21 protein-coding genes and 1 pseudogene are annotated in these 25,448 nt (G+C 58.1%); 10 read left to right on the top strand and 12 right to left on the bottom strand.

Features of this window, described 5'->3' with window-relative positions; genetic code table 11:
* Nucleotides 1-86: 86 nt before the first annotated feature.
* From BN77_RS03515 to BN77_RS34625, 3 genes are read right to left on the bottom strand one after another with little or no spacing between them, the layout of a single operon-like run.
* Nucleotides 87-3,476, bottom strand: a complete 3,390-nt coding sequence (locus BN77_RS03515) for an error-prone DNA polymerase (RefSeq protein ID WP_007528506.1) — start codon at nucleotides 3,474-3,476, stop codon at nucleotides 87-89.
* Nucleotides 3,476-5,017, bottom strand: coding sequence for a Y-family DNA polymerase (locus BN77_RS03510; RefSeq protein ID WP_280109948.1), 1,542 nt, complete (start codon nucleotides 5,015-5,017; stop codon nucleotides 3,476-3,478). The genes BN77_RS03515 and BN77_RS03510 overlap by 1 nt, the downstream gene beginning before the upstream one ends.
* Nucleotides 4,932-5,879 (bottom strand): ImuA family protein, encoded by a 948-nt coding sequence (locus BN77_RS34625; protein ID WP_007528502.1) that lies wholly within the window; start codon nucleotides 5,877-5,879, stop codon nucleotides 4,932-4,934. Before BN77_RS34625 ends, BN77_RS03510 begins: the two co-directional genes overlap by 86 nt.
* A 161-nt stretch (nucleotides 5,880-6,040) precedes the next feature.
* Here BN77_RS34625 and BN77_RS03500 point away from each other — a divergent pair, with 161 nt between their 5' ends.
* Nucleotides 6,041-6,478, top strand: coding sequence for a metallopeptidase family protein (locus BN77_RS03500; RefSeq protein WP_007528500.1), 438 nt, complete (start codon nucleotides 6,041-6,043; stop codon nucleotides 6,476-6,478).
* An 8-nt stretch (nucleotides 6,479-6,486) separates the two neighbouring features.
* Here BN77_RS03500 and BN77_RS03495 read toward each other — a convergent pair whose 3' ends face one another.
* Together BN77_RS03495 and BN77_RS03490 are read right to left on the bottom strand one after the other, a co-directional pair.
* The gene (locus BN77_RS03495) at nucleotides 6,487-6,693 is read right to left on the bottom strand and encodes a DUF1737 domain-containing protein (protein ID WP_007528498.1); all 207 of its coding nucleotides are present in this window, start codon (nucleotides 6,691-6,693) and stop codon (nucleotides 6,487-6,489) included.
* A gap of 13 nt (nucleotides 6,694-6,706) precedes the next feature.
* Nucleotides 6,707-7,615: an HpcH/HpaI aldolase/citrate lyase family protein gene (locus tag BN77_RS03490; RefSeq protein WP_007528495.1), complete on the bottom strand. Its 909-nt coding sequence runs from the start codon at nucleotides 7,613-7,615 to the stop codon at nucleotides 6,707-6,709.
* Nucleotides 7,616-7,727: 112 nt separating this feature from the next.
* Here BN77_RS03490 and BN77_RS03485 point away from each other — a divergent pair, with 112 nt between their 5' ends.
* The 3 genes from BN77_RS03485 to leuD all read left to right on the top strand — a co-directional run bounded on the left by BN77_RS03485 (nucleotide 7,728) and on the right by leuD (nucleotide 9,254).
* Nucleotides 7,728-7,970, top strand: coding sequence for a hypothetical protein (locus BN77_RS03485; RefSeq protein WP_007528493.1), 243 nt, complete (start codon nucleotides 7,728-7,730; stop codon nucleotides 7,968-7,970).
* A 110-nt stretch (nucleotides 7,971-8,080) separates the two neighbouring features.
* A complete protein-coding gene (locus BN77_RS03480; protein WP_007528491.1) occupies nucleotides 8,081-8,509 on the top strand; it encodes a VOC family protein in 429 nt (142 codons plus the stop codon).
* Between the two features lie 136 nt (nucleotides 8,510-8,645).
* Entirely contained in the window at nucleotides 8,646-9,254 is a 609-nt protein-coding gene (leuD, locus tag BN77_RS03475; RefSeq protein ID WP_007528489.1) for a 3-isopropylmalate dehydratase small subunit, read from the top strand.
* Nucleotides 9,255-9,315: 61 nt separating this feature from the next.
* Here leuD and BN77_RS03470 read toward each other — a convergent pair whose 3' ends face one another.
* Nucleotides 9,316-10,248 carry a pyridoxal-phosphate dependent enzyme gene (locus BN77_RS03470; protein ID WP_007528487.1) on the bottom strand — a complete coding sequence of 311 codons (933 nt, stop codon included), beginning with the start codon at nucleotides 10,246-10,248 and terminating at the stop codon, nucleotides 9,316-9,318.
* Between the two features lie 172 nt (nucleotides 10,249-10,420).
* Here BN77_RS03470 and leuB point away from each other — a divergent pair, with 172 nt between their 5' ends.
* On the top strand, nucleotides 10,421-11,533 hold the full coding sequence (gene leuB, locus BN77_RS03465; protein WP_007528485.1) for a 3-isopropylmalate dehydrogenase: 1,113 nt from the start codon (nucleotides 10,421-10,423) through the stop codon (nucleotides 11,531-11,533).
* 116 nt (nucleotides 11,534-11,649) lie between these two features.
* Nucleotides 11,650-12,411, top strand: a complete 762-nt coding sequence (locus tag BN77_RS03460) for a phosphatase PAP2 family protein (protein ID WP_007528483.1) — start codon at nucleotides 11,650-11,652, stop codon at nucleotides 12,409-12,411.
* A gap of 59 nt (nucleotides 12,412-12,470) precedes the next feature.
* On the opposite strand, the gene BN77_RS03455 is transcribed toward BN77_RS03460, so the two are convergent.
* The 3 genes and pseudogenes from BN77_RS03455 to BN77_RS03450 form a co-directional block, all read right to left on the bottom strand.
* A complete protein-coding gene (locus BN77_RS03455; protein ID WP_007528481.1) occupies nucleotides 12,471-14,357 on the bottom strand; it encodes an MFS transporter in 1,887 nt (628 codons plus the stop codon).
* A 208-nt stretch (nucleotides 14,358-14,565) separates the two neighbouring features.
* Nucleotides 14,566-14,732: pseudogene (locus tag BN77_RS35795) on the bottom strand (VOC family protein); the annotation flags it as partial.
* A 293-nt stretch (nucleotides 14,733-15,025) separates the two neighbouring features.
* Nucleotides 15,026-16,789 carry a glucan ABC transporter ATP-binding protein/ permease gene (locus BN77_RS03450; RefSeq protein WP_007528479.1) on the bottom strand — a complete coding sequence of 588 codons (1,764 nt, stop codon included), beginning with the start codon at nucleotides 16,787-16,789 and terminating at the stop codon, nucleotides 15,026-15,028.
* A 321-nt stretch (nucleotides 16,790-17,110) separates the two neighbouring features.
* Between BN77_RS03450 and BN77_RS03445 the strand changes: the two genes are divergently transcribed.
* From BN77_RS03445 to BN77_RS03435, 3 genes are all read left to right on the top strand, one after another.
* Entirely contained in the window at nucleotides 17,111-17,851 is a 741-nt protein-coding gene (locus BN77_RS03445) for a helix-turn-helix transcriptional regulator (RefSeq protein WP_007528477.1), read from the top strand.
* Between the two features lie 113 nt (nucleotides 17,852-17,964).
* Nucleotides 17,965-21,429 (top strand): pyruvate carboxylase, encoded by a 3,465-nt coding sequence (gene pyc / locus BN77_RS03440; RefSeq protein WP_007528474.1) that lies wholly within the window; start codon nucleotides 17,965-17,967, stop codon nucleotides 21,427-21,429.
* Between the two features lie 72 nt (nucleotides 21,430-21,501).
* Nucleotides 21,502-22,062, top strand: coding sequence for an NADPH-dependent FMN reductase (locus BN77_RS03435; protein WP_007528472.1), 561 nt, complete (start codon nucleotides 21,502-21,504; stop codon nucleotides 22,060-22,062).
* Between the two features lie 21 nt (nucleotides 22,063-22,083).
* Here BN77_RS03435 and BN77_RS03430 read toward each other — a convergent pair whose 3' ends face one another.
* The 3 genes from BN77_RS03430 to BN77_RS03420 all read right to left on the bottom strand — a co-directional run bounded on the left by BN77_RS03430 (nucleotide 22,084) and on the right by BN77_RS03420 (nucleotide 24,398).
* The gene (locus BN77_RS03430) at nucleotides 22,084-22,845 is read right to left on the bottom strand and encodes an amino acid ABC transporter ATP-binding protein (protein ID WP_007528470.1); all 762 of its coding nucleotides are present in this window, start codon (nucleotides 22,843-22,845) and stop codon (nucleotides 22,084-22,086) included.
* Nucleotides 22,842-23,522: an amino acid ABC transporter permease gene (locus BN77_RS03425; RefSeq protein WP_007528468.1), complete on the bottom strand. Its 681-nt coding sequence runs from the start codon at nucleotides 23,520-23,522 to the stop codon at nucleotides 22,842-22,844. The genes BN77_RS03430 and BN77_RS03425 overlap by 4 nt, the downstream gene beginning before the upstream one ends.
* A 102-nt stretch (nucleotides 23,523-23,624) precedes the next feature.
* Nucleotides 23,625-24,398: an amino acid ABC transporter substrate-binding protein gene (locus BN77_RS03420; RefSeq protein ID WP_007528466.1), complete on the bottom strand. Its 774-nt coding sequence runs from the start codon at nucleotides 24,396-24,398 to the stop codon at nucleotides 23,625-23,627.
* Between the two features lie 238 nt (nucleotides 24,399-24,636).
* Here BN77_RS03420 and BN77_RS03415 point away from each other — a divergent pair, with 238 nt between their 5' ends.
* Complete coding sequence (locus tag BN77_RS03415; protein ID WP_007528463.1) at nucleotides 24,637-25,419, top strand: DeoR/GlpR family DNA-binding transcription regulator; 783 nt, start codon at nucleotides 24,637-24,639, stop codon at nucleotides 25,417-25,419.
* The last annotated feature ends 29 nt before the right edge of the window (nucleotides 25,420-25,448 follow it).

The following is a 25,448-nucleotide window of genomic DNA, read 5'->3' as shown; positions in this document are numbered from 1 at the left end:
CCCTGGCATGATGGCCGCATTGGACTAAAACCATGTTGATCGACGGCCCACCACAGCCAGTGTTTCTTTACCCTGACTTTCTGTCCTCAGTGAAAATTGCGGCCTTTCGGCAGAACTTGAGTTGTTTCTCTCGCGCCAACGCTACCTGAAATCAGCGTTTTATTCATCACTGCCTTATCAGGTGAAGTTGCGAGCTTCCCTTGGCGAGGATCGAATCGATGGGCTTCCTTTTTCAGGATGCCAAGCGCGGGCGTCATATCCTCGATATGGTCGACGACAGTGTGGATCACGCCGCTCTGGCTCTGAAGTTTGCCACGAATCTTTACGAGCCGCGCTCCCATGACGATCGGACGATATTTCTCGAATACCTTCTTCCAGACAATGGCATTGGCAACCCCCGTTTCGTCCTCCAGTGTCATGAAGATGACGCCCTTGGCCGAACCCGGCCGTTGACGCACCAACACCAGACCAGCAATCGTCACTCGTGCGCCATTCGGGATGGTCAGAAGATCGATGTTCCGCACAACCCCGGCATTGTGGAATTCACCTCGTAGGAAGGAGACGGGATGGCTCTTCAAGGAAAGCGAAAGGTAGCGGTAGTCCTCGACTACCTGTTCACCAGCCAGCATTTTCGGCAGCCGTGTCTCAGGCTCGACCTGCAAATCGATGTGGCTCACCTGGTCGAACAAAGGGAGCTTTTCGGCAGCACTCTTCGTATCGAGTGCCCGTACGGCCCAGAGTGCCTCCCGTCGCGACAGTCTTATGGAATGAAAGGCGTCTGCATCGGCAAGTCGTTCTATATCTGCCTTTTGCAGGCCTGAGCGCAGCCAGAGATCGCGGATCGAAGAATAACCCCTGCCTCTGTTGGCGACAAGCTGCTGCATGCTTGTTTCCGATAGGCCTTTTATCTGCCGAAAGCCAAGCCGAACGGCTCGCTTCGTCTGGATAACTTCCCGCATGGCCGCATGCCGGAAATCAACAGCCCCTTTGTTGAATTCGGCCTCTTCAAGCAGACAATCCCAGTTCGATTCATTGATATCGACCGGCCTGATCACAACGCCATGCTCCCGGGCGTCCCGAACGAGTTGTGCGGGAGCGTAGAAGCCCATCGGCTGTGAGTTTAGCATCGCGGCACAGAAGACGTCGGGATAGTAGGCTTTTACCCAGGAAGAGGCGTAGACGAGCAGAGCGAACGAGGCGGCGTGGCTTTCCGGGAAACCGTATTCGCCAAAACCTTTGATCTGGTTGAAACATTGCTGGGCAAAATCGCGAGAGTACTTTTTCGCGACCATGCCCTCGATGAACCGCTTTTCGAAATTGCCGATGGTGCCCGTCCGTTTGAAGGTCGCCATGGCGCGCCTCAGCTGATCGGCTTCAGCCGGCTTAAATCCCGCCGCCGTGATTGCGATCTGCATGGCCTGTTCCTGGAAAAGCGGCACGCCGAGCGTTCGCTCCAGGACACTTTCCAACTCGTTGCTTGGATACTCTATTGGGATACCGCGATCCCTGTCTTCCCTTCGCTTCAGGTAGGGGTGGACCATGTCGCCTTGGATGGGGCCTGGCCGAACGATTGCGACTTCGATGACGAGGTCGTAGAATTTCTTTGGCTTCAGGCGCGGCAGCATACTCATCTGCGCCCGGCTCTCGATCTGGAAAACACCAAGCGTGTCGGCCCGGCATATCATCTCGTAGACTGGCTCTTCGTCCTCATGCGTGTCGTTACCGAGGTCGGCGAGCGTCTTCTTGACGTCGTAATGCAGGAGAAGCAGATCGAATGCCCGCTTCAGCGCGGTCAGCATTCCAAGCGCCAGGATGTCGACCTTGAGGATTTTCAAATTGTCGAGGTCATCCTTGTCCCACTCGACCATGTAGCGTCCGGGCATTGCGGTCTTCATGATCGGAACGACTTCATCCAGCCTGTCCCTGGTAATGACGAAGCCGCCGACATGCTGGGTGAGGTGGCGGGGAAAACCAAGAAGCTCGGAAGCATACTTCAGCACGTTCTTGGTCATGGGATCGAAAATGTCGAGCCCGGCCGCTTTTGCCTCGCGCTCGGACAGCTTCTCTTCCGACCAACCCCAAACCAGGCTGCCGATCGCAGACTGAACATCTTCCGAGAGACCGAAGGCTTTTGAGACCTCCCGTCCTGCGGACCGGGTGCGGTAGGTCGTCACCCCTGCCGTCAGGCCGGCATGCTCCTTGCCATATTTCTCGTAGATATGCTGGATGACCTCTTCGCGCCTCTCGTGCTCGAAATCGACATCGATATCCGGCGGCTCATCGCGGTCCATCGAGAGGAACCGATCGAAGAGCAGGGTGCTCTTCTCCGGATTGACCTCTGTTATCTCGAGACAATAGCAAATGACCGAGTTCGCCGCGGAGCCGCGACCCTGACAAAGAATTTTCTTCTCGTGTCGGGCATACTGGATGATCCGGTGAACCGTCAGGAAGTATGGTTCATACTGCTTCTGGCGAACGAGCCTTAGCTCGTATTCGATGTTCTGCTGGACTTTCTCCGGTATGCCGCCGGGAAAACGTTTTGCCGCGCCTGCCTTGGTAAGGCGCTCCAGGGTTTGATACGGCGTTTCCCCCTCGTCATTCTCGGAGGGATAGTTGTGTTCCAGTTCATCGAGTGTAAAGGAAAGGCTGCCGAAGAACTTTGCGGTGTTCGTGACGGCGTGTGGGTAGTCTTTGAAGAGGCGTAGGATTTCGCCGCCGTCCTTGAGATAACGTTCGGCATTCGGCGCCAGGAGAAAGCCAGCCTCGGGAATGGGAACATGCTCCCTGATCGATGTGACTATATCGGCGAGGGGGCGGCGAGTCGTGTCGTGGTAGAGCGGCTGGTTGGTAGCGATCAGTGGGATACGGCTGCGGTCAGCCAGCATGGAAATGGTCGCAAACATACGCTTGTCGCGGCCGTCATAGGTGGGGGCGAGCGCGATGTGGAATTTTTTCCAGAAGCGTTTTCTGAAGCGATCCAGACAGGCTTCGAACGCTTGGTGATTGCCATTGTCGGCAATAGACGGATCGGGAATGAGCGCGAGCATCATGTCGTCGCCCCATTCTACCAGATCACCTTCCGTTAGGACGCATTTTCCCTTCTCGGTTCGAAGATTCCCGGTGCTCAGCAATCGGCAAAGATGCGCCCAGCCTCGGCGATCCTGCGGATAGGCAAGAATATCAGGCGTTCCATCCGCAAAGACTAAGCGGGCGCCCGGTTGAAAACGAATCGGATGGAGGATGGCGTCATTCTTTTCATGCTCCTCCAAAAGCCCGGCTCTCATTTGTTCGAACTTCTTTTGGATTGCCTTTGATTGGGCATGCGCTCGAACGACCCCCGCAACCGAGTTACGGTCAGCAATACCAAGTCCCCCAAGCTTCAGAACGGCAGCCTGAACGATCATTTCCTCAGGTCTGGATGCGCCCTCCAGAAACGAGAAATTGGTCTTGGCGCCGATCTCGAAGAAGGCAGGCATCAGGCGATGACTCCATGCATGTACCAGTTCTGTGCTGCATCACGCTCATAATGGCCTTGGCGATAAATCCAGAAGCGGCGTCCCTGATCGTCTTCGATGCGGAAGTAGTCCCGATCCTCGGCATCTGATCCATCGAGCCACCATTCCATCGCCAGCCGTTCCGGTCCCTCGCTCTTCAGGACGCGATGCTGCATCCTCCGCCAGTGAAAGCTGGCGGGCGCGCCATCGGGAACTTCGATGGCAAAAGCGTCCATCGGTTCCGGCTTGCACAACAGCCGCACGGGCCGCTCGTTCCGAGCCGGTGGAGGATGTCCTTCCCTGATCATCGGGCCGGATAGGTGATCGATTGCGGGTGCGGTAATAACGGCTCTTTCCGGTACGTGGCTCTCTCGCAATTGGAAGGTCTGCAGGCAGTCTGGCCCGAGGCGGGCGGAAACCCTATCCACGAAGGCAGCAAGAGACGCATCCTTCTGCTGGCGATACTCGAAATCGCCTTGCTCCGTCACGAAATCTTCGTGACGGAGCACGTTGAGGCGAAGGATTTCAAAACCGTAACCCGCGTCGAAATCGTCGTGAATGGCTTGCAGACGTTCGGCAAAGAGAGCAGCAATGCGTTTGGGCTCCCGCAAAGGTTGGGCGGTCCCAGCAGAAATGCGGAACACCTTGCCATCAACACGGAACAGAACGAGTTCGAAGACGCGTCCTCCGACGCCGCGAGCTTCCAATGACGGTTTCAGCGAGACGGCAATCTGATCGGCGACTGCGAGGATATCGTCTTTGGCTTCGATCGGTTCGATCAGGCGACGTTCTACGGAGAGGCTGGCGATCGGAAGGCGGGGAGATATGGGTTCCTCGTCGGCCCCAAGCGCCTGATCGAGCCTCAAGAGCAAGGTTTCTCCGAAGCGGCGGGCGAGCGGGGCGCGGGGCGCGGTCAGCAAATCGCCGACATATTTGAGCCCCATCTTGTTCAGGCCCCCTATGGTTTCTTCCTCGAGGCGAAGGGCCGCGATGGGCAAGGGGGCAAGCGCCTGTTCGGTCTTTCCATGTTCGATGATGCCGCCTTGGCCGAAACGGCTGATGGCCCAAGACAATCCGGGTGAGGAGGAGATAGCGCCGCGAGCGTCAATTCCCATTTGGAAGAGCCTTGCGAGAATATCCTTGAGAAGGGACGTTTCGCCGCCGAACAGATGGGCGCAGCCGGTTATGTCGAGAAACAGGCCGTCCATGCCATCGAGAGCGACAAGCGGAGTATAGCGATCGCACCAATCGGCGATCGCTTCCAGGAAGCGTTGGTTGGCGGCTGGGTCGTCCTCGATCACATCAAGCTTCGGGTAGAAGGCACGGGCTTCGGCAACGCCCATATGCTTCCTAAGATTGAGGGATTCGGCTACCTCATCTAGCGCCGTCAGTCGCATGGTATTGTTGAGGCGGCTGCAACAGACGATCGGTGCGGCCTCAGGACGTCCGTGCGAACGCCAGGAGAGCCCCCATTTCTTTCTTGCGATCCGGTCGGTTGGAAGATGCGGAAATTGGAGTGCCAAGATGCGCTGCGCGTTCGTCTGGAAGGCAAGGGTCGACTGATTGTGAGACGGCGAAAAAACGGCGGTCATGAGGGTTCCACTCCAGTAAAAAGGAGAGGGGAGCCGGATTGCGGCTCTTCTCCAGGGTGAGATGAAAAACTGGATTGCCGATGCTACCGTCCAAGTTCGTGCCATCAGGCAAGTGGCGCACCCGCGCCGGCGCGGGTGCTGCAAGGAAGCGGAAGTAAGCGCTGCTGGCTTCTTCCACTCCAGCCTGTCGCAACAGGAAAAGCGGGCGTTGTACCGCTTTCGCCCGCAAGCTCAAACGGCGGCTCTCCGTCAGGCCGAAACGCTTGGGATTGCCTCGGATCTCCAGAATCGTCGCAGGAAAGACGCCGCTTTCGACTGCGGCTTCGGCAAGCCAGAGGGCGTCCTCCAACTTGCGTGGACTTGCATAGAAGAACTTTTCCGGCTTTAGACCGAAATCGCGCAGACCTATGGCGTAGGGGGCACCTGCTTCCAGTGTAGAAACCATGTCTGCGATCCAAAGGATTGGCAGCGATGCATTGGGGCTCTCCTCGGTTTGACGTTGCAGCATGGCGGCAAGCGCCAACGCAAAGCCGCTGCCGGCACCGGCCTCCCGCAAGTGGCCGGAGCGAACCTCGGTAATTCCATCGAGTGGCAGGCCGCCATCAATCGCTTCGTCGAGCGCAGGGATTCCAAGCGGAAGACGAAGGACACCTTTGTTCTTCGCGGGAGTCCCCTTATCAGCCAAGGCTTCGCTTTCCGCAGCCGCCAAGGCAGGCGCGGGCTTTCCTTCAAGCTTTGCAATGGCTTCGCGGAGCGCAAAAAGCCGCTCGCGCGTCACGGCCGGCTGTGCCATGACGTTCTCCAAATCCCATATGTTCCTGTTATGTTCTTATGGATTCCAGAGGTAGGCGAAAGAGTCAACAGGCATTTGATATGGATTTAGTCCTGCCCTTGATTCCGCTCTCGAAAATCGTGCGCAAAGGTTCTATATGGGCCGCAAAGGAAGGAATGTTCATGGCCCGCATAGACCAGAGCGAGGATTGGCAGGATCGTCACGCGCCGACGATCAGCACCTTCGAGTCGTTAGCAATGGAGGCGTACAGCCACCTGCCGGAGGAATTTCGCTCGCTGACCACCAATCTGACGATCGAGATCGAAGATTTCCCTGATGACGAGGTGTTCGAGGATATGGCGCTCGAAACGCCGTTCGACCTTCTCGGCCTCTTTGAAGGCCGTGGCATCTCGGAGCGTTTCACGATGGAGACCGGCGAACTGCCGAACCGCATCCGCCTCTATCGTCGGCCGATCCTCGATTACTGGGCCGAGAACGATGAGACGCTAGGCGATATCATCACCCACGTTCTCATTCACGAGATCGGCCACCATTTTGGTCTCAGCGACGACGACATGGAACGGATCGAAGCGAGCGCCGAAGAAGCGGCCGAACGCTAAGGTCGCGCTTACTGTTCGGACAGCTTCAAGTCCGGATGGTAGTCCTTGCCTTCGACTTCCTTGACGATCGCCTGAGCGGCGATCACCTGGCCGGTCTGGGCGTTGAAGGTCAGTGACGGCGAGCCGCTCAGCGACCAACCCTTGTTGAGAGCGTCGGTCACGCGGTGACAGAAAGCGGCATCATCCTGGCCGGTCAGAAGGCGATAAAGCTTCATCTAAAGTCGTCTTTCACTTCGCCGTTTGGCGTTCTGCAATCAGGCGGGCTTTATGAACCAGACTTTCCGCCTGGACAAGGTGTAGGCGCTCGATCATCCGACCATTGGCATTGATGACGTTCAGGCCATCGGCAGCAGGGTCGGCAAAGGCGGCGATGATTGCCTCCGCCTCGGCAATTGCCGCCTCATCGGGGCCGAAATGGAGATTGGCGGCTTCGATTTGAGCGGGATGTATTAGCATCTTGCCGTCGAAGCCCATGGCACGGGCATGCGCGCATTCGGCATCAAAGGCATCGGCATCCTTGAAGTCGTTGAAGACGCTGTCGATCGCGTCGAGGCCATAGGCACGGACGGCCAGAACGACCTGCATCAGCCAGGGCACGAGATAGGTGCGGCCCGGCTGCGGCAGGACACCGGTCTCCTTGCGCAGGTCGTTGAGGCCGACGACAAAACAATCAAGTCTTGAGCCCGGCGTGCGACCGGCTTCGGCAATCGCAGCCGCGTTCAGAATGCCGCGGGGCGTCTCTATCATCGCCCAGATCCGGAGGCTTTCGGGTGCGTCGGCATCAGTAAGTCGGTCGCTGATGGACATCACATCCTGAGGCTCGTCCACTTTCGGCAAGAGCACGGCATCCGGCTCCAGTGCCAGGACCAATTCCATGTCCGCATTGTCGAAGGTGGAATCGAGCGCATTGATGCGGATGATCCGCTCCTTGTTCACAAGCGGAGTGCCCGAAAAAAAGGACTTCAGATTCTTGCGGGCTTCCGCCTTTCGCTCAGGTGCCACGGAGTCCTCGAGATCGAAGATGACGGCGTCACAATCGAGCGCATGGGTCTTTTCCAATGCGCGCACATTGATGGCCGGAACGCTCAGGACCGAACGGCGCAGGCTCAAGGAGCGAGTCGGGAAATTTCGGGTCATCACAAATATGTGCCAAGCTTTGTGACAGGTGGCAAGACAACAAAAAGCCATGCTCACCTTGCAGAGAAAGAAATGAAGGACCACATTCCTTTCCGAAGAAAGGTCTAAAACCATGCAAAGTATTCGTTCCGTCTTCCTCCTGCTCGCGGGCATCACTGCCTTCGTTGCCCTGGCGTTCATCACTTTCTCCGTGACGCTCGCAGTTGGCGGTATTCTAACGGTGCTTATGGTTGGACGTGCGCTTTCGTTGAAGATGAAACCGGCGCCAATCCGCACCACCGCCAAGACCAAATCTCATTCTAGCGAGAACATGCGTATCTGGAATGATGGGCGCGGCACGATCATCGACCTCTGACCGTCGGGTCACTTCAGGAAAATTTGGGCTTCGCTGTCGGCTCGACTGATCTTCCTGCGTCTTTGAAAGGCAGGGCTTCCGCCCGAACCAATCAAACAATGGAGGACAGTATGGATACCGCAACGGAAACAGGCATGACAACGATGCCGCCGGTCAAGAATGGTTTGCTGCCTTATGTCACCGTCGATGGTGCGTTGAAGGCAGCGGAATTCTACGAGCGTGCGTTCGGTGCGGAGGAGGCGTTTGTCGTCCCTCCTGACGAAAACGGGCGGACGATGCATGTCCACCTCTACATCAACGGAAGCTCGCTGATGTTATGCGATGCCTACCCCGAGCATGGTCATTCCTTCGAAAAGCCTCAGGGCTTCACGCTTCAGCTCATTATAGATGACATCGATTTCTGGTGGGGTCGTGCCGTTGCCGCTGGTGCAGAGGTGATCATGCCGGTTCAGCTGATGTTCTGGGGCGATCGATACGGCCAGCTACGCGACCCGTTCGGTGTACTTTGGGCGATGAATGCGCCCGCTAATGCAAACTGATCTCAGGCGATCATGGCCGGTTGCGCGTCGAATCCGCGCGCAGCCGCTCCACGGTATAAATTTTCCTTCATTTCGCCGGCAATCTGGACTAAACGCTGATCAACAAAACTACGTCTGCTGATATTGGAGCCAGGCCATGGACAAATTCGTAAAGCTGACGGGCGTCGCAGCCCCTCTGCCGGTCGTCAACATCGATACTGACATGATCATCCCGAAGGACTACCTGAAGACGATCAAGCGTACTGGTCTTGGCAAGGGTCTTTTCGCCGAAGCTCGTTACAATGAAGACGGCTCGCCGAACCCGGATTTCGTTCTGAACAAGCCGGCCTATCAGAATGCGAAGATCCTCGTTGCCGGCGACAACTTCGGTTGCGGCTCCTCGCGCGAGCATGCGCCCTGGGCGCTCCTCGATTTCGGCATCCGTTGCGTCATCTCGACCAGCTTCGCCGACATCTTCTACAACAATTGTTTCAAAAACGGCATTCTGCCGATCAAGGTCAGCCAGGAAAACCTCGACATGCTGATGGACGACGCCTCTCGCGGCTCGAACGCCATCCTGACGGTTGATCTGGAAAACCTCGAAATCACCGGTCCGGACGGCGGTTCGATCAAGTTCGATCTCGACGAGTTCAAGCGTCACTGCCTGCTGAACGGCCTCGACGATATCGGCCTGACACTCGAAAAGGGCGACGCGATCGACAGCTTCGAAGCCAAGAATGCGGCATCGCGCCCATGGGCTGCGTAAGTCTGACAAAACACAGCATCTAGTCAAAGCCGGGTTTTCGCCCGGCTTTTTCTTTGGTAGCTCACAGCAGCCGTTCTTTCCAGGCCTTCAGCTTCTCCAGGGAAACACCGATGCCGCCGCAGACCTCGATCAGCGGATTCTTAAAACGGGCAAGGATATCGGGATGCACGTCGGCGACCGCGAGTGCGGCTCCGCAGGCGGGTTCGACCAGAATACGATAGGCATCGGCGAACTTCAGGCAGGCGGCGACTGCCTGTGCGTCGGTGACTGTCACGCTCTCGATCGGGTGGTGCTTTGGCAGGTCGAAGACGTGCTGGGCTACCTGGCGCGCGCCAAGCGAGCTGGCGATGGAACTGATACCCGGCAAGGCGATGCGCTCTCCTGCGGCAAGACTGGCATGGAGGGACGCAGCCCCTTCGGTCTCGGAGGCAATGACGGGCACATCGGACAAGCCGTTTCGCTGAAGGCCGGCAACAATACCCGCAAGCAAGCCGCCGCCGCCGACGCTCGTGATGACGCAATCGAAGTCGGCATCTTTGCCGACAACCTCATCGATTAATGTGCCATGCCCTTTCCACAGAAGCGGATGGTCGAACGGGTGCACATAAGCGGCGTTGCTGGCCTTCGCTTGCTCGATCGCGAAAGCGTTGGCTTCATCGAACACCGTTCCGTGGACTATAACCGCAGCGCCGGTTGCCTCGATCGATTGGCGCACCTCCGCCGACGTCGTCGCGGGCACGACGATCGTGACTGGAATGCCGAGCGCCCGTCCGGCATAGGCTGCAGCGATCCCGGCGTTACCGCCGGAAGCGCAGAAAATCTCCTGGGCACCATTTTCGATTTCATGCTGACAAAGCCTGCCGACGCCGCGAAGCTTGAAGCTTCCTGAGGGCTGCAGCGCATCGAGTTTCAGCCAAAGCGGCTTGTTGCTCGCGCTGTAATCGGCGGACGTTCGGAAAAGCGGGGTGTCGAGGTGAAGCGGTGCAGATGGCATGGTGGTATCCCATGAGCTTGGCGACGCTTTCCTTGTGGACCCGCTTGCGTTGATCGGTCAACGCGCGATCTCACAGTAATTCCGCAACCGTACCGAAACAGCCTCCCGCTCGCTTGAAATGCCGTTTTTGCGGGGCTAATAAGCCGCAACTTGTTTTTCCGCGGAGGGTTTCATGACAGCGCGCAATCTTTTCCTGTTGCCGGGCGACGGCATCGGCCCAGAAGCCATGGGGGAGGTCCGAAAGATCATTGCCTATATGAACGAGGTGATGAATGCCGGGTTTGTCACTGACGAAGGCCTGGTCGGCGGCAGCGCCTATGACGCACATGGTGCCGCGATTTCTGAAGGCGACATGCAAAAGGCGCTTGCTGCCGATGCCGTTCTCTTCGGCGCCGTCGGCGGTCCAAAGTGGGATAGCGTCCCCTACGAGGTCCGCCCGGAGGCCGGCCTTCTGCGCCTGCGCAAGGACCTGCAGCTGTTTGCAAACCTGCGTCCGGCCATCTGCTATCCAGCGCTCGCGTCGGCTTCGTCGTTGAAGCCGGAGCTGGTCGAAGGTCTCGACATCCTCATCATCCGCGAGCTGACCGGCGGCGTCTATTTCGGCGAGCCGAAAGAGATTATCGACCTCGGCAACGGCCAGAAGCGCGGCATCGATACGCAGGTCTATGATACCTATGAGATCGAGCGTATCGCCGGTGTTGCCTTCGAAATGGCACGTACTCGCCAGAACCGCGTCTGCTCGATGGAAAAGCGCAACGTCATGAAGTCGGGCGTGCTCTGGAACCAGGTCGTGACCGAAACGCACAAAGCCAAGTATTCCGACGTCCAACTCGAGCATATGCTGGCCGATGCCGGCGGCATGCAGCTCGTGCGCCAGCCCAAGCAGTTCGACGTCATTGTTACGGACAACCTCTTCGGAGACATGCTGTCCGACGTTGCCGCCATGCTGACCGGTTCGCTCGGCATGCTGCCGTCCGCTTCGCTCGGCGCCCCGGACCCCAAAACCGGCAAGCGCAAGGCACTCTACGAGCCGGTGCACGGTTCTGCACCCGATATTGCCGGCAAGGGCATTGCCAATCCGATCGCGATGATCGCTTCGTTCGCTATGTGCCTGCGTTATTCCTTCAACCTCGTGAAGGAAGCCGACAACCTCGAGAAAGCGATCGCCAACGTGCTGGACAAGGGCATTCGCACCGGGGACATCATGGCCGAAGGCTGCACAAAGGTTGGAACCACTGACATGGGCGATGCGATCCTCGCGGAGTTCAAAGCGCTTTCTGCCTGATATTTCACGTGAAACATGCTTTGGGCCTCTCGCATCGATCGATGCGGGAGGCCTTTGCTTGAAGGCAGTTGTCACCGCTCCTATCTCCCTTCTGCATTGAGGAAAGAGCGAAGCGGATGCGAGATAAAGTCGACCGTAAGCTAGATTTTTGGAGTTATCTGCGAAAGCGCTACGAGGCACGGCGAACGGTCCATCGACGGGTTCCCTGGAAGGGTTTTGCATTTTCGGCGGTTAATGCCATTGCCATCGCCTTCTTCGTCTTCGATCGCCCGCTCGGCTTGGCAGCCAAGGATTTGGCGCCACCGCTGGTCTCGATCGCCGGCGATGTTACCGATGTCGGCAGGCTTGCCTGGATTCTTGCCGGTCTGTCTACAATCCTCGCTATGAGCTATCTGGTCCGACGTCGGCTCTGGAAGGCTCGCAGACGGTTTCGCGTGGTCTATTTCGGGCAGATGACAGCCTATGTCGCCCTGACCGTGTTGTTCACCAGCATCGCCGCCAACATCCTGAAGTACGCGATCGGCCGGGCGCGACCCTTGATCTATGATCAGGAGGGCATCTTCAGCTTCGCACCCCTCAACATGGATTTCATGCACCAGAGCTTTCCTTCCGGACATTCAGCTAACATTGGTGCGCTGTTCGTGGCGCTCGCGCTTCTCTTCCCGCGGTTTCGCCTTGGTTTCATCGGTATAGGGCTCTGGCTTGGCGCCACACGCATCATCATTGGCGTGCATTATCCAAGCGACGTTGTGGCCGGCCTTGCGCTGGGTGCCTGGGTTGCATTTGCCACCTCCGTCCTGTTCGTGCGCGTCGGCCTGGTCTTCACCATCGATCGCGATGGCGGCTGGCCGAGACCGCGGCTAGGCCGCCTTCTCTGAGGCCTATATGGAAACCGGCGCCTTGTGAGCGCCGGCATCGTGTTTGCAGCTCCCTCGTATCAATCCATCGCGTGGATATCGCGGTCCTTGGTTTCCGGCAGGAAGATCAGACCGATGACAAGCGTGATCGCCGCGAAGACGATCGGATACCAGAGGCCGAAGTAGATATCTCCGGTAGCGGCACTCATTGCGAAGGCCGTTGCCGGCAGCAGGCCACCGAACCAACCGTTGCCGATATGGTAAGGCAGCGACATGCCGGTGTAGCGGATGCGGGTCGGGAAGAGTTCGACCAGCAGCGCGGCGATGGGGCCGTAGACCATCGTTACATAGAGAACGAGCACGAACAGAATGGCGATCGTGCCGATCCAATTTACGCGCGCCGGGTCAGCCGTCATCGCAAAGCTGCCGCCATTGGCGATGTTGTAGACCGCCATCTCGGTGGCGCCCTTGGCTTCGTCAGCGCTTAGAAGCTTGTCGGCGACAAGCTTGTCAGCCGGAATCATTTGCTTCTCGCCGGCGCGTACTGCATCGGCATTGAGAGCAAGTTCCGGGTTGGCCGCGATAAAGGCGTCCAGCTTTGCATCCGGAACTTTGATGGCGCCCCGTTTAAGCGGATAACCAGCATCATGCAGGGCGATATTGACGCTCTTTTCGAAAGCGCCGGTCATTGCCTTTGCCTTATCGCCGGCTGCGACGGCATCGAAGCTGGTGATTGTCTCGTCATTGACCTTGACTGTTGCGGGCTGTCCTGCCGGGCCAGGCACAACATCGTAAGGGACCGAGTTCTTGGTTAGAAAGGCCGTTGCTACATCGCAAGAGCTGGTGAATTTCGAGGTTCCTGTCGGGTTGAACTGGAATTTGCAGTCAGCCGGGTCGGCCGTCACGGTTGCTCGGACCGAGGCCTGGGCTTCGGCAAGCGCTGGATTGGCAGTCCAGGTCATTGCCTTGAACAGCGGTGTGTAGGTGACGGCGGCAATCAAGAGACCGGCCATGAGGATTGGCTTGCGGCCAATCTTGTCCGACAGGGCGCCGAAGACGACGAAGAAAGGCGTTCCAAGGAAGAGTGCGATGGCGACCATGATGTTTGCAGCCTGCAGGTCAACCTTGAGCACGTTCTGCAGGAAGAACAACGCATAGAATTGGCCGCCGTACCAGACAACCGCCTGACCCATCGTAGCGCCGAGAAGCGCGATCAGTGCGATCTTGGCATTCTTCCATTGCCCGAAAGCTTCCGTCAGCGGTGCCTTGGACCCCTTTCCTTCGGCCTTCATGCGCTGGAATGCCGGAGATTCGTTCATCTTCAGACGAATCCAGACGGAAATACCGAGGAGCACGACTGACACGAGGAACGGAATGCGCCAGCCCCAAGCCGCAAAAGCTTCCTTGCCCATCAGGAACTGGACGCCGACGATAACAAGAAGCGACAGGAAGAGGCCGAGCGTTGCCGTCGTTTGGATCCATGACGTGAAGTAGCCACGCCGTCCGTGCGGCGCATGCTCGGCAACATACGTGGCCGCACCACCATATTCACCGCCGAGCGCGAGACCCTGGAGAAGACGCAGTCCGATGAGGATGATCGGCGCAGCGATGCCAATTGTTGCCGCACCGGGGAGAACGCCGACTAGGAACGTCGAGAGGCCCATGATGAGGATCGTCACCAGAAACGTATACTTGCGGCCGACCAGGTCGCCGAGGCGGCCGAAGACGAGCGCGCCGAACGGGCGTACGAGGAAGCCCGCGGCAAAGGCCAACAGCGTGAAGATGTTTCGTGTTGCTTCCGGATACTGTGTGAAATAGGTCGCGCCGATATAGGTGGCGAGCGAACCGTAAAGATAGAAGTCGTACCATTCGAAAACGGTTCCCAGTGACGAGGCGAAGATAACCTTCTTTTCCTCGCTCGTCATCGGGCCCGCCTTAGGGCCGTCGACGCTTGCGATATTTGCCATTTTCTGTCCTCCACAGAACGATGTGAAACGCGGCGCGCGACCATACTCTCCTCAAAGCATACCTCAGGTCGCGGTCTGCCTGACGAGAGTGTGACAGAAAAGGTCCCCCTTAAAGAGAGCGGCTTTGGGATTATGACTTTAGTCTAACGCCGTCGCGCAGATCGTGGAGGCAAGAAACGGTTGCTGGCTTGCAGCGATGCGGGGAGATTCATGCCTTGTGGGAAAGGCTATTCACCAGCATTCCCAAGGGGTCGCGAACATAAAAGCGGCGTACGCTCCACGGCTCGCCAGTCGGGCCGTAGCAAATTTCGAAACCTGCGGTGCACATGGCTGCGCCTCATCGACACCATCGACCTCGATCGACAGGCTTGAAACCGGCGCTCCGGCGCCCTTTCCCTTGCGAAGCTGACGTGGACGACTTCTGATGGCTCGAGGCGTAAGTTGCGATCCGGCCGTGATCCATCAGGAGATCCAACCCCGAAATATCCCAATAGAATGCGCTTGCGTGGGCCGGACCTGGTAGTGAAGATTGGCGACAGTTCGTCTGACTTGCTTCCGACCTCCTTCCGCAGTGTCGTTTCTATTATTTGGGAATGATCGGCGGTGGCAAGAAAAAAGCCGGATGGCAGAACCATCCGGCTTTGGCCAATCGACTTGCCTTCTTCCTGTCAGGCGGCTTCCGTCGTGTGTGCCTTGCGAACTTCCTCATCCGTCAGGATGCCGCTTGCACGCAGCAACGCAGCGAAGCGACCGTTGCTCTGGCTGAGTTCTTCGAAGCTGCCTTCTTCAACGACACGGCCGCCATCCAAAAACAGGACCTTGTCTGCTTCACGAACCGTCGAAAGGCGGTGCGCAATAATGAAGGTCGTGCGGTTTTGGCGCAGGTTGTCGATTGCGGCCTTAACGCGGTTTTCCGTTTCGACGTCAAGCGCGCTCGTGGCTTCGTCCAGCACCAGGATCGGTGCATCCTTGAGGATGGCGCGGGCTATCGCAACGCGCTGACGTTCACCGCCCGAGAGCTTGTTGCCACGCTCGCCGACGTGGGTGTCGTACTGATCTTCGCGCGTCTCGATGAAGTCGGCTGCGGCAGCAGCTTCGGCTGCGCGACGCATGTCTTCATCCGAAGCGCCCTCCCGACCGAGGCGAATGTTGTCGCTGATCGAGCGGTTGAGCAGGCCGGCATCTTGGAACACGGTTGCGATATATCGGCGAAGCGACTTGCGTGTGATCTTCGTCGTATCGTGACCATCGACCAGGATCTGGCCGCTATCCGGGTCATAGACGCGCTGCAGCAGATTGATCATCGTGGTCTTGCCCGAACCGGTCGGGCCGACGATTGCAACCGTCTGGCCGGCCTTCGCGGTGAAAGACACGTTGTGCAGGCCCTGGGCGGTATTGCCGAAGCGGAACGACACGTTGCGGAATTCGACCTCACCCCGCACGTCGGCGATATCGGCATTGCCGGCTGGTTCTTCCCGTTCACGGACCGAGTCTTCGAGCGAGTAGAAATCCTCGAGCTTCGAGCGGGCCTCGAAAATCTGCGTGGCGAATTGACGCATCTGGTCGAGACGCGAAATCAGCAGGTTCGCAAAGCCGATAAAGGCGATGACATCCCCGATGCGAAGCTCGCCGGACTGAACCATCAACGTACCGATCACCAGGATGATCATCATGGCGATGGTTGATGCCATGCGGTTCATGGCGCCGGCCAGAGCCCACCAGTCGAGAACCGGATACTGAGCTTGAAGCAGGCGGTCTGCAAAGGATTTCAGCGCCTTGGTTTCCGCCTCAATGCGGTTGTAGCTGTGAAGGACCGATACGTTGCTGATCGAGTCGCTGACATGCGAAAAGACCGTGTGGTAGTGGTTCTCGACCGAAGCCTGGCCATCCTTGGTGCGGCTCATGACGAGGCGACCGATCAGCCAATAGGCGACACCAAGGACAACCAACACGCCCGAAAGACGCAGGTCCATCGACATCGCAGTCGGCACCAGAAGCGCGATGGCTACAGCGGTCGCCAGGTGGTTGCGCATGAACTCAAGCCAAAGTCCGAAGAGCGTCTCGCAGGCGCGCAACAGCGTATGCAGCGCATTCGACGTGCCGCGCTGATGATGCCAGGACAGGGGCATCGAGATGATGCGCCCGAACGCCTCCGTCAGCAGCGCGGCGCGGCGGCCATGAGCCAGCCGGTCGGCTTCACGCGCGACAAGAACGAACGCTATGGTGTTGAAAACGGCAAAGCCGGCCCACATGAAAAGGATGGGTTTGACTTCGCCCTTGCCTGAAATTGCATCAATGATGCGACCGAACAAAATCGGTTCGGCGATCGTGATCGCGGCAAGCACGATGTTCGCAATAACGACCAGGGACACGCGGAGCTTGTAGGCGCCAAGATAGCGCAAAGCTCGAGCATAGACCTTGAATAGCGACACGGTGATACCTCTTGTGCATCTGCGAAACATGGGACGTTGCAACGCTACAAAAAGATACCTGAACCAGCGATTAACGGGGCGTTCAGGCGGCTGGTTGTGGCAAGATTCTTTTATCCGAATGCCCGTCCGAGCGATCCATCCCGAGGCGGCGGGCTGAAATTTTTTGGCGCGTATCGCAAATTTCGCAATTTTCACTTGCGCTGCGAGGCGGCACTGGCACACCATAGATTGACGTTGTAATTGCGTCGATGGGCGCCCAAACGGGCACATCCATGGGGGTGGTCATTCCGCGTGGAGCCCAATTGGGGTAGGGGCATTACTGTGAGTATTCATTCATTAATTCAATTGCTTGTCATTCTTGAAGAGTGTCGCGAGCCGGAGGGAATCGTTGGTGAACTGGCGCAGGTCATCCACTCCTACGGCTTCCAGTATTATGGCCTGTTGCGACATCTGAAAGCCACGGAAGACCCAATCAGTCTTATGTTTGCCGGGCACTGGCCAGAAAAATGGCCGCAGATCTATCTTTCTAAGAAATACGTTCTGACCGATCCGACGGTTCGCTATCTCGCATATGCGCAAAGGCCATTTCGTTGGAAGGACAGCCTGACTGCCTTCCGCAAGGATCCCCATCACCGTCGCATGGAGCAAATGATGGCGGACGCTCACGGTCACGGCCTGAAGGACGGTTATATCTTTCCTATCCACGGTCGAAACGGGATCCTTGGCAATATGACTGTAGGCGGAAGGCCCGTGGATCTCTCCCCTGTCGAAATCTCGCTATTTGATGCCGTCGCCAGGAAGGCTTTCTGGCGTCTCCTCGAACTCAAGGAAGAGGCTCAGGAACTCGAAGAAGTTTCCGGCGTCGACACGCGCTTGACGCGTCGCGAGATGGAAATACTTCAATACCTAGCCGAAGGAATGACCTCCGTGGAGATCGGCAAGCGCCTGAAGATTTCGAACCATACCGTCGACTGGTACATGAATGGTCTGCAAGACAAGCTGAACGCAAAAAACAGGCAGCACGCGGTTGCCGTTGCCTTTCGGCACGGGCTCATCACCTAGTCTTAGAAATCCTTTTTAGGTCGTTTCCAGAAATTGAACTTTCCGTGACACCACGTTAAGACTTCTTTTCGCGGGTGCAGCATTGCCCGTTTCGATGCCGTGAGGAGACAGCATTGCCCATTTCCAAGATACTTGTTGCTAACCGTTCCGAAATTGCCATCCGCGTGTTTCGCGCGGCCAATGAGCTCGGGATAAAAACGGTCGCGATATGGGCGGAAGAAGACAAGTTGGCGCTGCACAGGTTTAAGGCCGACGAGAGCTATCAGGTTGGCCGCGGTCCGCATCTTGCGCGCGATCTCGGCCCGATCGAGAGCTATCTTTCAATCGACGAAGTGATCCGCGTTGCTAAGCTTTCGGGAGCCGACGCGATCCATCCCGGCTACGGCCTGCTTTCGGAAAGCCCGGAATTCGTCGATGCCTGCAACAAGGCCGGCATCATCTTTATCGGTCCGACGGCCGACACCATGCGCCAGCTCGGCAATAAGGTCGCCGCCCGCAACCTGGCAATCTCCGTCGGGGTCCCCGTCGTGCCGGCAACGGAGCCGCTGCCGGATGATATGGCCGAGGTCGCCAAGATGGCGGCAGCGATCGGTTATCCCGTCATGCTGAAGGCATCCTGGGGCGGCGGCGGACGCGGCATGCGCGTCATTCGCTCCGAAGGCGATCTTGCGCGCGAGGTGACGGAAGCCAAGCGTGAGGCGATGGCCGCTTTCGGCAAGGACGAGGTCTATCTCGAAAAGCTCGTTGAGCGTGCGCGCCACGTAGAAAGCCAGATCCTCGGCGATACGCATGGCAACGTCGTTCATCTCTTCGAGCGCGACTGCTCGATCCAGCGCCGCAACCAAAAGGTCGTCGAGCGTGCGCCGGCTCCCTACCTGACCGAGGCACAGCGCCAGGAACTGGCGGCCTATTCGCTGAAAATCGCACAAGCGACCAACTATGTCGGTGCTGGCACGGTCGAGTATTTGATGGATGCCGACACGGGCAAATTCTACTTTATCGAAGTCAATCCACGCATCCAGGTCGAACATACCGTCACCGAAGTGGTCACCGGCATCGACATCGTCAAAGCACAGATCCACATCCTCGACGGTTTTGCGATCGGTACACCGGAATCGAGTGTGCCCGAGCAGAAAGACATTCGGCTCAACGGCCACGCATTGCAGTGCCGCATCACGACCGAGGATCCGGAGCATAACTTCATTCCGGATTATGGCCGCATCACTGCTTACCGTTCGGCATCCGGTTTCGGCATCCGTCTCGATGGCGGCACCTCCTATTCCGGCGCCATCATCACCCGATATTACGATCCATTGCTGGTCAAGGTGACGGCCTGGGCGCCGAACCCGCTGGAGGCGATCTCCCGCATGGACCGGGCCCTGCGTGAGTTCCGTATTCGCGGCGTTGCCACCAACCTGACCTTCCTGGAAGCGATCATCGGCCATCCGAAGTTCAAGGATAACAGCTACACCACGCGCTTCATTGACTCGACGCCTGAGCTCTTCCAGCAGGTCAAGCGACAGGACCGCGCAACCAAGCTTCTGACTTACCTCGCGGATGTTACAGTTAACGGCCATCCGGAAGCCAAGGATCGGCCGAAGCCGTCAGCTGGCATCGCGGAACCGATCGTGCCCTATACCAACGGCAACGGCATTCCTGATGGCACCAAACAGCTCCTCGATAAGCTCGGCCCGAAGAAGTTCGGCGAGTGGATGCGGAATGAAAAGCGCATCCTGATGACCGACACGACGATGCGCGATGGCCATCAATCGCTGCTTGCGACCCGTATGCGCACCTATGACATCGCCCGCATCGCCGGCGCTTATGCGCATGCCCTGCCGAACCTGCTGTCGCTCGAATGCTGGGGCGGCGCGACCTTTGACGTGTCGATGCGCTTCCTGACCGAAGATCCATGGGAACGTCTGGCGCTCGTACGTGAGGCTGCACCAAACCTGCTTCTGCAGATGCTGCTGCGCGGCGCAAACGGCGTCGGTTACAAGAACTACCCTGACAACGTCGTCAAATACTTCGTCCGGCAGGCGGCCGCTGGCGGCATCGATCTCTTCCGCGTCTTCGACTGTCTGAACTGGGTCGAGAACATGCGTGTCTCGATGGACGCGGTGGCTGAAGAAAACAAGCTCTGTGAAGCTGCGATCTGCTACACTGGCGATATCCTGAACTCCGCGCGCCCGAAATATGATCTGAAGTACTACACCGACCTCGCCGTTGAACTTGAAAGGGCCGGCGCGCATATCATCGCGCTCAAGGATATGGCAGGTCTCCTGAAGCCGGCTGCCGCCAAAGTCCTGTTCAAGGCGTTGCGCGACGCGACCGGCCTGCCGATCCACTTCCACACGCACGACACGTCCGGCATTGCAGCGGCTACGGTTCTTGCTGCCGTTGATGCTGGTGTCGACGCCGTCGATGCGGCAATGGATGCGCTTTCTGGCAATACGTCGCAGCCCTGCCTCGGCTCGATTGTCGAGGCGCTGCGTGGGTCCGAACGCGATCCTGGCCTCGATCCGGAGTGGATCCGCCGCATTTCCTTCTATTGGGAGGCGGTGCGCCATCAGTATGCGGCCTTCGAAAGCGACCTCAAAGGGCCGGCGTCGGAAGTCTATCTGCACGAAATGCCGGGTGGCCAGTTCACCAACCTTAAGGAACAGGCCCGTTCACTGGGGCTCGAGACGCGCTGGCATGCGGTTGCGCAGGCCTATGCCGACGCTAACCAGATGTTCGGCGATATCGTCAAGGTGACGCCATCTTCGAAGGTTGTCGGCGACATGGCGCTGATGATGGTCAGCCAAGACCTGACGGTTGCTGATGTCGTTAGTGCCGATAAGGAAGTCTCCTTCCCGGAATCAGTGGTTTCGATGCTCAAGGGCGATCTCGGCCAGCCGCCGTCCGGCTGGCCGGAAGCGCTGCAGAAGAAGGCACTGAAGGGCGACGCGCCCTATACGGTCCGCCCGGGTTCGCTGCTTGCCGACGCCGATCTCGATGCCGAGCGCAAGGTTATCGAGACTAAGCTGGAACGGGCGGTTAGCGACTTTGAATTCGCATCCTACCTGATGTATCCGAAGGTCTTCACCGACTTTGCACTGGCTTCCGACACCTACGGCCCTGTGTCCGTTCTGCCCACGCCCGCTTACTTCTACGGCTTGGCCGATGGCGAGGAACTGTTTGCCGACATCGAGAAGGGTAAGACGCTTGTAGTAGTCAACCAGGCGATGAGCCAGACCGACAGCCAGGGCATGGTGACTGTCTTCTTCGAGCTCAACGGCCAGCCGCGCCGTATCAAGGTTCCGGATCGCGCCCACGGTGCGACCGGTGCTGCCGCCCGCCGCAAGGCCGATCCGGGCAATGGCGCACATGTCGGTGCGCCGATGCCAGGCGTCATTTCCCGTGTCTTCGTCGCGCCAGGCCAGCAGGTCAATGCGGGCGACGTGCTTGTTTCCATCGAGGCCATGAAGATGGAAACAGCAATCCATGCGGAGAAGGATGGCGCAATCGCCGAAGTGCTCGTCAAGGCCGGCGACCAAATCGATGCCAAGGACCTGTTGGTCAGTTATACCGGCTGATGGAGACTGGAACGATAAACGGGGCGGCCTGCATGTGGGCCGCCCCGTCTATTTTTTACGAAAGGGATTGATATGAGTAAGCTCAAGATTGCCGTGATCGTCGGGAGCACGCGTACCGGACGCTTTGCGGATCATCCGGCCAAATGGATCGCCGAGATTGCCGCAGGCCGTCCGGAACTCGAGGTTGAAGTCCTCGATCTCCTGCACTACCCGATGTCCTTTTTCGGACAGGCAAACGCGACTGAAGCCCAGAACGAAACGGCGGAGCGATGGAAGAAGAAGCTGCGCGAATTCGACGGCTACATCTTCACGGCCGCCGAGTACAACCATGCCCCGACCGCAGTCCTCAAGAATGCGATCGACCTTGGCGATTTCGTCCATAAGCCGGTCGCCTTCGTCGGCTATGGCGGCGTCGGAGGCGCACGCGCGGTCGAGCAGTTGCGGCTCATCTTCGTTGAAATGAGCGCCGTCTCGGTAAAGACCGGCGTCCATATTTCCTTCCCGGAATATCTCTCCGTCGTCAAGGATGGAAAGAGCCTGAACGACTACGCGCATCTCATCGAGGCGGCCAGGAACCAAATCGATCAGCTTGTTTGGTGGGGCAAAGCGCTGAAGGCGGCGCGCGCGGTCTAATGCTTTACACGCCGCCCGTGCCTAGTTGTCGTAGGTGTGGGCGGCGTTGATCGTCGAAATGAAGCGCTTGGTGCGCTCGCGCTCCGGCGCCGTGAAGATGTTCCTTGCACTTCCCGTTTCGACCACGCTGCCGGCCTCGAGGAAGACGACGTCATTGGCGATCTTGGAGGCGAGACGAAGGTCGTGCGTCGCCATCACCATCGTCGTACCCTCACGAGCCAGGCGGCCGAGAACATCGACGACTTCGGCCGACAGTTCAGGATCGAGTGCCGACGTCGGTTCATCGCAGAGAAGAACACGCGGAGACGGGGCGAGCGCGCGGGCGATTGCGACACGCTGCTGTTGACCACCCGAGAGCGTTGATGGCCAGGCGTCAGCCTTGTGGGCCATGCCAACTTTCGTCAGCAATTCCATTGCCCGTTCTCTCGCCTTCTCCTTCGGCCATCTCAGGACTGTGACAAGGCCTTCCATCACATTCTCGATAGCGGTCTGATGTGGAAAGAGCTGGAAATTCTGGAACACCATGCCGGTTTGTCGGCGAATCTTCTGAATTGCCTGCCAGCCGGTCTTCTGGCCCGGCGCAAAGCTCAGCTTCTCTTCGCCGAGGCGGATCATCCCTGCTGTCGGAATCTCCAGCAGGTTGATGCATCGTAGCAGCGTGCTTTTGCCGCCACCGGACGGACCAACAAGTGCGGTAACGCTGCCTTCGGGAATACGGAGGCTGATATCTTTTAGGATGACGGCGTCGCCGAAGCGCTTTTCAATGTGGGAAAGCTCGATCATGCGTTTGCCTCCAGCATCCCGCCATAACGCGCGAAGCGACGCTCGAGGCGAACTTGTAGCGCTGACAAAACGGAGCTCAGAGCAAGGTATATCAATGCAGCCTCGATGTAGAGGATGAGCGGCTCGTAAGTCGTTGCAACGATACGCTGCGCCGCCTGAAACAGCTCCGGCACCGTAATTGCGGCGGCGAGCGACGTGTCCTTCACCAGTGAAATAAACGTGTTGGAGAGCGGTGGCACCGCAACGCGCCCCGCCTGCGGCAGGACCGTGCGGCTCATTGCCTGACGCCAGCTCATACCGATCGAGTAGGCGGCTTCCCACTGTCCCTTCGGTACGGACGAAATAACGGCGCGGATGATTTCGGAGCTGTAAGCACCGATGTTGAGGGTGAAGCCGATCAGCGCTGCCGGAAATGCATCGAGCAGGATGCCGATGCTCGGCAGCCCGTAAAAGATCACGAAGAGCTGCACCAGAAGCGGCGTGCCTCTGATAACCCAGACATAGAAGCGCGCGATCGTGGCAACTGGCGCTGCAGCGAAGAGCCGTGCGATTGCCGTGATTAATCCAAGGACGAGGCCGAAGGTGAACGACAGGAGCGTCAGCGGGATCGTAAAGATCAGGCCGGCCCAAAGGAGCGGACCAAGCGACTCCGCCATCAGTTGAAGCCAGTGCTGCAAGGTGAAATCCTCAAAGAAAGATGCGTCCAGCGAGGTTCGCTGGACGCTTTTCACGCACTTATAAAGGATGTGGCGGGGGCAGCAAGCCGCCTGGGGTGCGACTTACTTCGAAACGTCCTGGCCGAAGTACTTGTCGGCAATCTTCTTGTAGGTGCCATCAGCCTTGATGTCGGCCAGCGCCTTGTTGATCGCTTCCAGCAGTTCCGGCTCGCCCTTGCGGATGATGATGCCGGAATAGTCGGCATTTTCCTGCTGGGCGACGATCTTCACCGGAGCGTCCGGCTTGTGCTTCTTGAAGTCGAGGAAGGAGAGGCTGTCATTGATCGTCGCGTCTGCGCGCTTGGTCAGCACAAGCTGGATCGATTGGTCGAAGCCGTCGGTGCCGACGAGTTCGGCGCCGGACTGTTCAGCAAGCTTGCCGAAGTTGCTGGTCAGCGACTGGGCCGCCTTCTTGCCCTTGAGGTCTGCAAAGCCCTTGATGGTGTCGTCGCCATCGCGAATGATGAGCGCGGCCTTTGAAGCGATGTAGGGCTCGGAGAAGTCATACTTCTGCTTTCGCGCCTCTGTGATGCCGACTTGATTGATGACCGTGTCGTAGCGTTTCGCATCGAGACCGGCGATCAGGCCATCCCACTTGCCTTCAACGAATTCGGCCTTGACGCCGAGCTTAGCAGCGACGGCTTCTCCGATTTCCACGTCGAAGCCGACCAGCTTGCCGCTGTCGTCATGAAATGTGAAAGGCGCATAGGTCCCCTCGGTACCGATCTTGAAGACACCTGATGACTTGATGGCGGCGAGGTTTTCACCGGCAACGGCGGGAAGAAGCGCGGCGGCCTGGATGAGTGCTGCTGCGGCAATGGTCTTCAAAAGGTTCATTTTCTTATCCAATTCATGGGCTGTTCGATGCGCAGAAAGTCGCAGAAAAGCCGCTGCTGCGAAGCGTAGAAAACTGCAAAGAAAATCGGCATCTGCGAATATTTTTCTCATTTATCACGGATTTGGCGGGGCATGTTTCAGTTCGTGAAGAATGACATGAGGTTGCCCACTTGTTTGCACGTTTGCATCGGGTTATGCATGTTTATATCTATTTCTTAAAAACCGGACTCAAATCGGCATGAACACGAACGAACTTCTCTTGCAGGAGCGCCAGAGCGTAATCCTGCGGAAGCTGAAGAGCGATGGTCGGGTGCTTGCAGCAGACCTTGCGGTTGAATTCGGTGTATCCGAAGACACGGTGCGCAGAGATCTGCGTGAGATGGCGGCCGCTGGACTGTGCGAGCGCGTCTATGGCGGCGCGTTGCCGCTCTCCCCTGTTGGTGGAAGCCTCACCCATCGGACGAGTATCGCGCCGGATCGCAAGCAGGCGCTTGCCGTGGCCGCGGTCTCGGAGATCGTTCCCGGTTCAGTCGTCTTTTTCGATGCGGGCAGCACCAATCTTGCAATTGCGATGGCCTTGCCGATGGATTTGTCACTGACGGCTGCAACAAACGCTCCAGCGATCGCTGGCGCCCTGATCGAGAAGCCTGCCGTCAACGTGATCCTAATTGGCGGCCTTATCGACCGGCAGGTTGGCGGCGCACTCGGTGCGAAGGCTCTGCGCGACATGGAGGCCCTGTCGCCCGATCTCTGCGTCCTCGGTGCTTGCGGCATCGATCTGACGGCCGGTGTAACAACCTTCGGCTTCGAAGATGCCGAATTCAAGCGTTTTGCGGCATCGCGAAGCAAGAAAATCCTTGTTGCCGCGACGTCCGACAAATTCGGTACGGCCGCGCCCCATAGCGTGCTTCCGGTGGCGCATTGCGGATGTCTGGTGGTCGAGCGTGATGCGGATCCCGCCATGCTAGCGCGCTATCGCGACGGCGGCTGTAGGACGATCGTGGCTGGCGGACGGACGTAAGTTTCATTCATGAACGTCGTGCGCGATTG

The organism is Rhizobium mesoamericanum STM3625 (genome assembly GCF_000312665.1).
GTDB lineage: Bacteria > Pseudomonadota > Alphaproteobacteria > Rhizobiales > Rhizobiaceae > Rhizobium > Rhizobium mesoamericanum.
Note: the sequence above shows the minus strand (reverse complement) of the source record. Positions and strands in the feature narration are given on the sequence as shown.

Coding starts and splice junctions, on each gene's coding strand:
- BN77_RS03515 (WP_007528506.1), bottom strand. CDS start 3,476: ATGCCTGCCTTCTTCGAGATCGGCGCCAAGACCAATTTCTCGTTTCTG.
- BN77_RS34625 (WP_007528502.1), bottom strand. CDS start 5,879: ATGGCACAGCCGGCCGTGACGCGCGAGCGGCTTTTTGCGCTCCGCGAA.
- BN77_RS03500 (WP_007528500.1), top strand. CDS start 6,041: ATGGCCCGCATAGACCAGAGCGAGGATTGGCAGGATCGTCACGCGCCG.
- BN77_RS03495 (WP_007528498.1), bottom strand. CDS start 6,693: ATGAAGCTTTATCGCCTTCTGACCGGCCAGGATGATGCCGCTTTCTGT.
- BN77_RS03490 (WP_007528495.1), bottom strand. CDS start 7,615: ATGACCCGAAATTTCCCGACTCGCTCCTTGAGCCTGCGCCGTTCGGTC.
- BN77_RS03485 (WP_007528493.1), top strand. CDS start 7,728: ATGCAAAGTATTCGTTCCGTCTTCCTCCTGCTCGCGGGCATCACTGCC.
- BN77_RS03480 (WP_007528491.1), top strand. CDS start 8,081: ATGGATACCGCAACGGAAACAGGCATGACAACGATGCCGCCGGTCAAG.
- leuD (WP_007528489.1), top strand. CDS start 8,646: ATGGACAAATTCGTAAAGCTGACGGGCGTCGCAGCCCCTCTGCCGGTC.
- BN77_RS03470 (WP_007528487.1), bottom strand. CDS start 10,248: ATGCCATCTGCACCGCTTCACCTCGACACCCCGCTTTTCCGAACGTCC.
- leuB (WP_007528485.1), top strand. CDS start 10,421: ATGACAGCGCGCAATCTTTTCCTGTTGCCGGGCGACGGCATCGGCCCA.
- BN77_RS03460 (WP_007528483.1), top strand. CDS start 11,650: ATGCGAGATAAAGTCGACCGTAAGCTAGATTTTTGGAGTTATCTGCGA.
- BN77_RS03455 (WP_007528481.1), bottom strand. CDS start 14,357: ATGGCAAATATCGCAAGCGTCGACGGCCCTAAGGCGGGCCCGATGACG.
- BN77_RS03435 (WP_007528472.1), top strand. CDS start 21,502: ATGAGTAAGCTCAAGATTGCCGTGATCGTCGGGAGCACGCGTACCGGA.
- BN77_RS03430 (WP_007528470.1), bottom strand. CDS start 22,845: ATGATCGAGCTTTCCCACATTGAAAAGCGCTTCGGCGACGCCGTCATC.
- BN77_RS03420 (WP_007528466.1), bottom strand. CDS start 24,398: ATGAACCTTTTGAAGACCATTGCCGCAGCAGCACTCATCCAGGCCGCC.
- BN77_RS03415 (WP_007528463.1), top strand. CDS start 24,637: ATGAACACGAACGAACTTCTCTTGCAGGAGCGCCAGAGCGTAATCCTG.